Here is a 10,363-nt window from a genome sequence, read left to right as displayed (position 1 = left end):
CAACACACTCTCCCCAACCCCCCCTCTTTTCCTTTCTCAACCCCCGTCCGGGGCTGCCCGTTCTTCCTTGTTGGCCCCCAGGGCCCGCGGCAACCCCCCGCGGCCCCCGTGTCCGAGACTTACGCCTCGTCGTTGTCGACCCAGCTCATGAGCTTGCGGAGCTCCTTGCCGGTGGTCTCCAGCAGGTGCTCGGAGTCCTGCGTCTTGTACTCGTTGTACTTCTTCAGACCGCCGTGGTACTCGTCCATCCAGTTCTTGGCGAACGTGCCGTCCTGGATCTCGGTGAGGACCTTCTTCATCTCGGCCTTGGTCTGGTCGGTGATGATGCGGGGGCCGGTGACGTAGTCGCCCCACTCGGCGGTCTCGGAGACCGACCAGCGCATCTTCTCCAGGCCGCCCTCGTACATGAGGTCCACGATGAGCTTCAGCTCGTGCAGGCACTCGAAGTACGCGATCTCCGGCTGGTAACCGGCCTCGACCAGGGTCTCGAAGCCCGCCTTCACGAGCGCCGACGCACCGCCGCAGAGCACGGCCTGCTCACCGAACAGGTCGGTCTCGGTCTCCTCGGTGAAGGTCGTCTTGATGACACCCGCGCGGGTGCCGCCGATGGCCTTGGCGTACGAGAGCGCCAGCGCGAAGGCGTTGCCGGTGGCGTCCTGCTCGACGGCGGCGATCGCCGGAACGCCGCGGCCTTCCTCGTACTGACGGCGGACCAGGTGACCCGGGCCCTTGGGGGCGACGAGGGCGACGTCGACGCCGGCCGGGGCCTTGATGAAGCCGAAGCGGACGTTGAAGCCGTGGGCGAAGAACAGCGCGTCGCCGTCCTTGAGGTTGTCCTTGACGGACTCCTCGTAGACCTGGGCCTGGATCGGGTCCGGGATGAGGATCATGATGACGTCGGCCTCGGCGGCGGCCTCGGTCGGCGTGACCACGCGCAGGCCCTGCTCCTCGGCCTTCGCCTTGGACTTGGAGCCCTCGTGCAGACCGACGCGGACGTCGACACCCGAGTCACGGAGCGACAGCGCGTGGGCGTGGCCCTGGCTGCCGTAACCGATCACCGCGACCTTGCGGCCCTGGATGATGGACAGGTCGGCATCGTCGTCGTAGAACAGCTCGGCCACTGGGATTCTCCTTGTGTGCTGGTGGTGCGTCCCACCGTACGGCGGGGTGCGGAATGAAAGATTTTGGGTCTCGCCATGCGAACAGCGGGACCGGATTCCGGTCAGGCCGAGCGGTCGAGGGCCCGCAGGCTGCGGTCCGTGATCGACCGGGAGCCGCGCCCTATGGCGATCGTCCCGGACTGGACCAGTTCCTTGATGCCGAACTGCTCCAGCATCTTGAGCATCGCTTCGAGCTTGTCGGCGCCGCCCGTCGCCTCGATCGTCACGGCCTCCGGGGAGACGTCGACGGTCTTGGCGCGGAACAGCTGGACGATCTCGACGATCTGCGAGCGGGTCTCGTTGTCGGCCCGCACCTTCACGAGGACGAGCTCACGCTGGATCGCGGCGCCCGGCTCCAGTTCGACGATCTTCAGTACGTTGACGAGCTTGTTGAGCTGCTTCGTCACCTGTTCGAGCGGCAGGGCCTCGATCACGTTGACCACGATCGTGATGCGCGAGATCTCGGGGTGCTCGGTGGTGCCGACCGCGAGGGAGTCGATGTTGAATCCGCGGCGGGAGAACAGGGCCGTGATCCGGGCGAGGACGCCCGGCTTGTTCTCGACCAGGACGGAGAGGGTGTGCTTGGACATGGGCGTTGGGTCTCTCTCTCGTCTGCTCAGTCGTCTTCGTTGTCGCCGAAGTCGGGGCGGACCCCGCGGGCGGCCATGACCTCGTCGTTGGAGGTGCCCGCGGCCACCATCGGCCACACCATGGCGTCCTCGTGCACGATGAAGTCGACCACGACCGGACGGTCGTTGACGGCATTGGCCTCGGCGATGACCCTGTCGAGATCGGCCGGGTCCTCACAGCGGATCGCGTGGCAGCCCATGGCCTCGGACAGCTTCACGAAGTCCGGGACGCGGGTGCCCGAGCTGGGCTGCTTGCCGTCGGCGCCCGGACCACTGTGCAGCACGGTGTTGGAGTAGCGCTGGTTGTAGAAGAGGGTCTGCCACTGGCGGACCATCCCGAGCGCGCCGTTGTTGATGATCGCGACCTTGATCGGGATGTTGTTGAGCGCGCAGGTGGTGAGTTCCTGGTTGGTCATCTGGAAGCAGCCGTCGCCGTCGATGGCCCAGACCGTACGCTCCGGCATGCCGGCCTTGGCGCCCATGGCGGCCGGGACGGCGTACCCCATCGTGCCCGCGCCGCCGGAGTTGAGCCAGGTGGCGGGCTGCTCGTACTGGATGAAGTGCGAGGCCCACATCTGGTGCTGGCCGACGCCCGCGGCGTAGATGGTGCCCTCGGGGGCGAGCTGGCCGATGCGCTGGATGACCTGCTGCGGGGAGAGCTGGCCGTTCTCCGGCAGGTCGTAGCCGAGCGGGTAGGTGCCCCGCCAGCGGTTGAGGTCGTGCCACCAGGCTTCGTAGTCGCCGGTGTTGCCCTCGGTGTGCTCGGCCTGGACGGCCTGGACGAGGTCGGCGATGACCTCGCGGGCGTCACCGACGATCGGCACGTCCGCGGCCCGGTTCTTGCCGATCTCGGCCGGGTCGATGTCGGCGTGGACGATCTTGGCGTACGGGGCGAAGCTGTCCAGCTTGCCGGTGACGCGGTCGTCGAAACGGGCTCCGAGGGCGACGATCAGGTCGGCCCGCTGCAGCGCGGTGACGGCGGTGACCGCTCCGTGCATGCCCGGCATTCCCACGTGCAGCGGGTGGCTGTCGGGGAAGGAGCCCAGCGCCATCAGGGTGGTGGTGACGGGGGCGCCGGTGAGCTCGGCGAGGACCTTCAGCTCCGCGGTGGCGTTCGCCTTCATGACGCCGCCGCCGACGTACAGCACGGGCCGCTTGGCCTGGACGATCAGCTTGGCGGCCTCGCGGATCTGCTTGGCGTGCGGCTTGGTCACCGGGCGGTAGCCGGGCAGGTCCTGGCTGGGCGGCCAGCTGAACGTGGTCTTCGCCTGGAGGGCGTCCTTGGCGATGTCGACCAGGACCGGGCCCGGGCGGCCCGTCGAGGCGATGTGGAAGGCCTCGGCGATGGTGCGCGGGATGTCCTCGGCCTTGGTGACCAGGAAGTTGTGCTTGGTGATCGGCATCGTGATGCCGACGATGTCCGCCTCCTGGAAGGCGTCCGTGCCGATCGCCTTGGAGGCGACCTGGCCGGTGATCGCGACCATGGGGACGGAGTCCATGTGGGCGTCGGCGATCGGCGTGACCAGGTTCGTGGCGCCGGGCCCCGAAGTGGCCATGCAGACGCCGACCTTGCCGGTGGCCTGCGCGTAACCGGTCGCCGCGTGGCCCGCACCCTGCTCGTGGCGGACCAGGACGTGACGGACCTTCGTGGAGTCCATCAGCGGGTCGTACGCCGGCAGGATGGCGCCGCCGGGAATGCCGAATACCGTGTCGGCGCCCACTTCCTCGAGAGAGCGGATGAGCGACTGGGCGCCCGTCACGTACTCGACAGCGGTGGCGTGGTTTCCGCCGTTGCGGGGCCGCGGCTGCGGATGGTGGGCCCCGGAGGCCTGCTCGGTCATCGGCATTCTCTTCTCGAAGCTGAGGGTTTTGCGAGGGTTTGGGGAGTGCCAGTGCAACAAAAAACCCCCCGTGCCGTGAGGCAAGCGAGGGGAGCGCGCCGGTGCGGTCTGCAGAGCTGCATGTGCGTGCTCTGCTTCAGCCGACGCGCTTTCCAAGTACGAGAATTCGGGTGCGCATGGCACTGACCCTCCCTCCGGCGCCCGGTGCCTGTCAAGTAGGTGGGACGGGCGTCTCACTATTTGAGCGCATTGGAGGACGTGTGATCGTTTCGCTTCCGTTCCCGCCCGCATGACGTACGGGAAGCGATCCGCCCGGTCCACCCGCCAGGACGGGCAGCGCCTCCTTGCCCGGTACGGGGAACTGCCCGCGCACGAGCGCCCGCCGCAGCCGGTACTCGTCGAGCGGCCCCGAGAAGGCCATCCCCTGCGCGTGCGTGCATCCCATGGCGCGCAGGGCGAGGACCTGCTCCGGCACGTCCACGCCGTCCGCCACGGACTGCATCCCCAGGTCACAGGCGATCCGCAGCAGCCCACTGGTGATCTTGTGCAGCCGCGCCGACTCGACGACCCCCTCGACCAGACCGCGGTCCAGTTTCAGTACGTCGACGGGGAGCCGGCGCAGCGCGTTGATGGCGGCGTACCCGCTGCCGAACCCGTCCAGCGCGATCCGCACCCCGAGCCTGCGCAGCGCCACCAGGCGCCGCTCCAGCTCCTCGAAGGAGATCCGGGGGTCGCTGTCGGCCAGTTCGATGATCAGCGAGCCCGAGGGCAGGCCGTGCCGGGTGAGGAGGGCCTCGATGGAACCGAGCGGCAGGGACTTGTCCACCAGCCTGCGGGCCGAGAGCCGGACCGTCACGGGCACCTCGTGGCCCGCCCGGTTGCGCTCCGCCGCCTGCTCGACCGCCTCTTCGAGGAGCCACCGGCCGAGCTCGGCGGTGCGGACGCTCTCCTGGGCGTCGCCGGTGTCGGCCACTCTGAGGAACTCGGCGGGCGTGAAGAGGATGCCCTGTGTGGAGCGCCAGCGGGCCTGGGCGGCGACGGAGACCACCCGGCCGGTGGTGAGGCTCACCACCGGCTGGTGGAGCAGCGCGAACTCGCCGTCGTGGAGCGCGGTGCGCAGCCGGGTGGCCTGCTCGGTCCTGCGGATCACCTCGGCCTGCATCTGCGGCGCGTACAGCTCGACCCGGTCCTTGCCGCCGGCCTTCGCCCGGTACATGGCGAGATCGGCGTTGCGCATGAGGTCGGTGTGGGTGACGCCGGCCTCGGCGAAGGCGATACCGATGGACGCGGCGACACGCACCTCGTTGCCGTCGATCCGGTACGGCTGCGAGAGCGTGAGGCGCAGCCGCTCGGCGATCTCGTGGACCTGGCACTCGCGGGTGGCCTGGTCCCTGGTCCCCTCGCCGAGGATGAGGGCGGCGAACTCGTCTCCGCCGAGCCGGGCCGCGGTGTCCCCCGACCGCACGGATTCCTGGAGACGGCGGGCCGCCTGGATCAGCAGCTCGTCGCCGGCCTGGTGGCCGAGGCGGTCGTTCACTCCCTTGAAGCCGTCGAGGTCGATGTAGAGCACGGCGGTGCCGGGATCGCAGGGGCGGCGTCCGCCGAGGGCCTGACGGACGCGTGCGGTGAACAGGGCGCGGTTGGGCAGGTCGGTGAGCGGGTCGTGTTCGGCGTTGTGCTGGAGCTGGGCCTGGAGGCGGACTCTTTCGGTCACGTCCCGGCTGTTGAAGATCAGGCCGCCCTGGTGCCGGTTGACGGTGGACTCGACATTGAGCCACTCCCCCGTGCCCGACCTGAAGCGGCATTCGATGCGGGTGGTCGGCTCCTGGGCGGGGGACGCGGCCAGGAAACGGCGTACCTCGTGGACGACTCCGCCCAGGTCCTCCGGGTGGATGAGCGAGGCGAGCTCGGATCCGATGAGCTCCTCGGCCTCGCGTCCGTAGACGCCGGAGGCGGCCGGGCTGACGTAACGCAGTACCCCGGTGGGCGCGGCGATCATGATCACATCGCTCGACCCCTGCACCAGCGAGCGGAAGTGGTTCTCCTTCTGCGCCAGTTCCTGGGTGAGGGAGATGTTGTCGACGAGCATGATGCCCTGACGCACGACCAGGGCGAGCACGACCGTACAGCCGGTGAAGATCACCACACGGTCCACGCGGCGGCCGTCGACGACGTTGTAGAGAATTCCCAGGGTGCAGACGGCGGCGGCGAGGTACGGCGTGAGGGCGGACAGTGAGCCGCTGATGGGACGGCTGCCCGGATGGCGCGTGCCCCGGTGGTACGGAGCGCCCTGGCCCCGCCGCGCCGCGCGGCGCGCGCCCCAGGGCGCGTAGGCGAGGAGCAGCGAGCCGGCGAACCAGCCGGCGTCGAGGAGCTGGCCCGAGCGGTAGTTCTCCCGCAGCAGGGGCGAGGTGAACAGCGCGTCGCACAGCACGGTCATGGCCAGGGCGGCTATCGCGGTGTTGACCGCCGCGCGGTTGGCGCTGGAGCGCCGGAAGTGCAGCGCGAGCACCATGCTGACCAGCACGATGTCGAGCAGCGGGTAGGCGAGGGAGAGAGCGGCGTGGGCCACGCTCTCGGCCTGGAAATGCGCGGTGTGCGCGAGGGCCAGGCTCCAGGAGAGCGTGAGCAGCGAGCCGCCGATGAGCCAGGAGTCGAGCGCGAGGCACACCCAGCCGGCCCGGGTGACGGGGCGTTTGGCCAGGACGAGCAGGCCGACGATGGCCGGCGGGCCGAAGCAGAGGAAGAAGAAGTCGGCGGCCGAGGGCGAGGGGACCTCGCGGCCCAGCACCACTTCGTACCAGCCCCAGACGGCGTTCCCGCACGCCGCCATCGCGGAGGAGACCGCGAACAGCAGCCAGGCGGGCCGGAAGCGGCTCTCTCGCGCGCGTGCGTAGAGGAAACAGGAGACCGCCGCGACCAGGGCGGCGGCGGCGAGGCCGAAGTCGCCCATGATGAGCGCGACCCGGGCGGACCCCCAGCCGAGGGCCGCGCCGATGGCATAGGCCCCGCAGACGAGGGCGAGCGCGAGCCGGCAGAGCAGGCCCGCTCCGCTGCCGGGCCCCTGGTACCGGGCGAGGAGCGCTCCGGGGGCACTCACCGGGCCACCCTGAGGCGCCGCGTCCCGGGTACCGCAAGTGCGGGAAGCACCTGCGGGCCGTGCCTGTCCGCCGGATCGTACGAGGGTTGTCGTCGGTGGCCCTGCCGCGTCGGATCGGTGGTCCATTCGCCGTGCATCGCCCGTCGCCCCCCTCACAGTCCGGTCGCTCCCCAGCGCCGTGACATCGCGCGGCGCAGCCCCTTGGTCCGGACGATACACCAGTCTCGTCACTCAGGGACATAGGTTCTCTACGCTCCGTGACGATCAGCGGAGTGGGCGGCACGCGGTGCATCCGGGTGACTTCGGAACGTGTTCGTGAGCCGGTGTCAGTGAGTGGTGAGGACGATGTTGCGCAGCGGTTCACCGGCGGCGAACCGGGTCAGCTGGTCGGCCATCAGGCGCTTGGCGCGGGGCATGAACGCCGAGGTGCTGCCGCCGACATGGGGGCTGATGAGGACGCCGGGCGCGTGCCAGAGGGGATGACCTGCGGGAAGGGGCTCGGGGTCGGTGACGTCGAGGGCGGCGCGCAGCCGGCCCGATTCGAGCTCGGCGAGGAGGGCCTTGGTGTCGACGACGGGGCCCCGGGCGACGTTCACGAGCAGCGCTCCGTCCTTCATGCGGGACAGGAAGCCGGCGTTCACCAGCCCCTGGGTCTCCTCGGTGAGCGGGGTGGAGAGAATCACGACGTCCGCCCCGGGCAGCAGTCCGGGGAGGTCGGCCAGTGGGTGCACGGGGCCGCGCTCCGTTGTACGGGCGGAGCGCGCGACGCGCGCCACCCGCGCACACTCGAAAGGCGTGAGCCGGTCCTCGATGGCGGCGCCGATGGAGCCGTAACCGACGATGAGTACGGACTTGTCGGCGAGCGCGGGGTAGAAGCCTGCCCGCCACTCCTCCTTGTCCTGGCCGTGCACGAAACCGGGGATGCCGCGCAGCGAGGCGAGGACCAGGGCGAGGGTGAGCTCGGCGGTGCTGGCCTCGTGGACACCGCGGGCGTTGCACAGGTGCACGCCCGCGTGCAGGTCGGCGAGGCCGGGCTGGACGTGGTCTATGCCCGCGGAGAGCGTCTGGACGGCGCGCAGGGACGTCATCGCGGCGAGCGGGCGCACCGCGATCTCGGGGCCCTTCATGTAGGGGACCACGTAGAAGGCGCAGTCGGCGGGGTCGGCGGGAAAGTCCTGGCCACCGTCCCAGAAGCGGTAGTCGAAGCCCGCGGGGAGCCCTTCGATCCCGGCGGCGGGGACGGGGAGCCATACGTCTGAAGTCATGGTCAGGAGGCTATGCGAAGGACCGGGAGGCACAGAGGTTAGTTTGGGGAGCGGCAGAGGGAGGGGTACGGGGAGTTGGAGCGCAGGACAATCGGTGCGGCAGCGCTCGAAGTGGGCGCGATCGGACTCGGATGCATGCCGATGAGCTGGGCGTACACCGGTTCGCAGCAGCGCGGGGACCGGTCGCTCCGTACCGTGCACGCGGCGCTCGACCAGGGGACGAGCCTGCTCGACACTGCCGACATGTACGGGCCGTTCACCAACGAGCTGCTGCTGGGGCGGGTGCTCAGGGAGCGGCGCGCCGATGCCTTCGTCTCGACCAAGTGCGGGCTGCTCGTCGGTGACCAGCACATCGTCGCCAACGGGCGCCCGGGGTACGTACGGCGGGCCTGCGACGCCTCTCTGCGGCGGCTGCAGACCGATGTGATCGACCTCTACCAGCTGCACCGGCCGGATCCGGAGGTGCCGGTCGAGGAGACCTGGGGTGCGATGGCGGACCTGGTCGGGGCGGGGAAGGTGCGGGCGCTCGGGATATGCGCGGTGGGGGCGCGGGCGTCGCGGCGTTCCGGGGCACGGATGTACGACGAAACGATTCGTCAGCTGGAGCGCGTGCAGCAGGTCTTCCCGGTGAGCGCGGTGGAGGCCGAACTCTCGGTGTGGTCGCCGGAGGCGCTGGCGGCGCTGCTGCCGTGGTGCGAGGCGCGGGGCGTCGGTTTCCTGGCCGCCATGCCGCTGGGCAACGGCTTCCTGACGGGGACGCTCAAGCCGGGGCAGGGTTTCGAGCCGGACGACGTACGGGCCAGGCATCCGCGGTTCACCGCCGAGATGATGGCGGCGAACCAGCCGGTGGTGGCGGGTCTGCGGCGGGTCGCCGGGCGGCACGGCGCGACTCCGGCGCAGGTGGCGCTGGCGTGGGTGCTGGCGTGCGGGCGTCATGTGGTGCCGGTGCCGGGGACCAAGCGGGAGCGGTGGGCGGTACAGAACGCGAGGGCGGCGGCGCTGCGGCTCACGGCGGAGGATCTCGCGGAGATAGCGGCCCTGCCGTCGGCGCGGGGTTCGTGGGACTGACCCGGCCGGCCGGTCCGGCCGGGAACGGAACCTGCGGGACGGCGGCGGTGTATGAAGAGTGAGAGCCGCCGCCGGTGACGACTGCCGGCCGTCGAAGGGATGCGTACCGTGCAACGTCCTGCTGTGACAGCTGTAGTGGCTGCAGCCGTTCTCCTGCTCGCGGCGGGGTGTTCCGGCCCGGACGAGAACGCGCCGGGCGGCCGGAAGAGTTCCGCACCGGCTTCCGAGGCCCCGGGCGGTGGGTCCCCGTCGCCGTCGGGCGACGCGGCCGGTCCCGGGTCCCGCGCCGAGCCGCCGCCCGCCAAGGGGTCGGTCAAGGTGGTGAGCACCCTCACCGAGGACCTCAAGTCGCCCTGGGGGCTGGCCCCGCTGCCGGACGGCGACCTGCTGGTCTCCTCGCGCGACGAGGGGACCATCACGCGGATCGACGGCGAGAGCGGCAGGAAGACGGAGGCCGGCTCGGTGGCGGGGGTCGCGCCGGACGGGGAGGGCGGGCTCATGGGCCTGGCCGTCTCACCGTCCTTCGCCTCGGACCACATGGTCTACGCGTACTTCACCACCGCGTCCGACAACCGCATCGCCCGCCTGGCGTACGACGAGGAGAAGCCCGCCGGGCAGCAGCTGGGCGCCCCGGACACCATCCTCAGAGGCATCCCGAAGGGCATGGTCCACAACGGCGGACGGATCGCCTTCGGCCCGGACAAGATGCTCTACGCCGGGACGGGGGAGACGGGTGACACGGGACTGGCGCAGGACAAGGAGTCGCTGGGCGGCAAGATCCTGCGGATGACCCCGGACGGTGATCCGGTGCACGGCAATCCGGACGCGGACTCGGTCGTCTACTCCTACGGGCACCGCAATGTGCAGGGCCTGGCCTGGGACAGCGAGAAGCGGCTGTGGGCCGCCGAGTTCGGCCAGAACACCTGGGACGAGCTCAATCAGATCCGGCCGGGCCGGAACTACGGCTGGCCGGAGGTCGAGGGCAAGGGCGGCAAGGAGGGATTCGTCGACCCGGTCGCGCAGTGGAAGACGTCCGAGGCATCGCCGAGCGGTATCGCGTACGCCGCGGGCTCGGTCTGGATGGCGGGCCTGCGCGGCGAGCGGCTGTGGCGGATTCCGCTGGACGGTACGGAGCCGGTGGCCGGCCCTCAGCCGTTCCTGGAGGAGAAGTACGGCCGGCTGCGCACGGTGGTGGCGGCCGGCGGCGACAAGCTGTGGCTCGTCACGAACGAGACGGACACCCGGGGCACACCGGGGCCGGGCGACGACCGGATCCTGAACCTGGAGGTGAAGTAGCCCC

The 10,363-nt window shown here is 70.4% G+C and carries 7 protein-coding genes; 2 read left to right on the top strand and 5 right to left on the bottom strand.

Annotation, left to right across the window (positions count from 1 at the left end; all coding sequences use genetic code 11):
- Positions 1–119 precede the first annotated feature (119 nt).
- The 5 genes from ilvC to ACWD0Y_RS11430 all read right to left on the bottom strand — a co-directional run bounded on the left by ilvC (position 120) and on the right by ACWD0Y_RS11430 (position 7,995).
- A complete protein-coding gene (ilvC, locus tag ACWD0Y_RS11450) occupies positions 120–1,121 on the bottom strand; it encodes a ketol-acid reductoisomerase (protein ID WP_450260143.1) in 1,002 nt (333 codons plus the stop codon).
- A 101-nt stretch (positions 1,122–1,222) separates the two neighbouring features.
- Positions 1,223–1,750 carry an acetolactate synthase small subunit gene (gene ilvN, locus ACWD0Y_RS11445; RefSeq protein ID WP_069933100.1) on the bottom strand — a complete coding sequence of 176 codons (528 nt, stop codon included), beginning with the start codon at positions 1,748–1,750 and terminating at the stop codon, positions 1,223–1,225.
- Between the two features lie 26 nt (positions 1,751–1,776).
- Positions 1,777–3,636: an acetolactate synthase large subunit gene (locus ACWD0Y_RS11440; protein ID WP_450260142.1), complete on the bottom strand. Its 1,860-nt coding sequence runs from the start codon at positions 3,634–3,636 to the stop codon at positions 1,777–1,779.
- A gap of 205 nt (positions 3,637–3,841) precedes the next feature.
- Positions 3,842–6,730, bottom strand: a complete 2,889-nt coding sequence (locus tag ACWD0Y_RS11435) for a putative bifunctional diguanylate cyclase/phosphodiesterase (protein WP_450260141.1) — start codon at positions 6,728–6,730, stop codon at positions 3,842–3,844.
- A gap of 326 nt (positions 6,731–7,056) precedes the next feature.
- Complete coding sequence (locus ACWD0Y_RS11430; protein WP_450260140.1) at positions 7,057–7,995, bottom strand: 2-hydroxyacid dehydrogenase; 939 nt, start codon at positions 7,993–7,995, stop codon at positions 7,057–7,059.
- Positions 7,996–8,070: 75 nt separating this feature from the next.
- Here ACWD0Y_RS11430 and ACWD0Y_RS11425 point away from each other — a divergent pair, with 75 nt between their 5' ends.
- Complete coding sequence (locus ACWD0Y_RS11425; protein ID WP_450260139.1) at positions 8,071–9,063, top strand: aldo/keto reductase; 993 nt, start codon at positions 8,071–8,073, stop codon at positions 9,061–9,063.
- Positions 9,064–9,162: 99 nt separating this feature from the next.
- Positions 9,163–10,359, top strand: a complete 1,197-nt coding sequence (locus ACWD0Y_RS11420; RefSeq protein ID WP_450260138.1) for a PQQ-dependent sugar dehydrogenase — start codon at positions 9,163–9,165, stop codon at positions 10,357–10,359.
- Positions 10,360–10,363: the final 4 nt, after the last annotated feature.

Source organism: Streptomyces altiplanensis (assembly GCF_053591575.1).
This window is presented reverse-complemented; position numbering and strand designations above follow the sequence as displayed.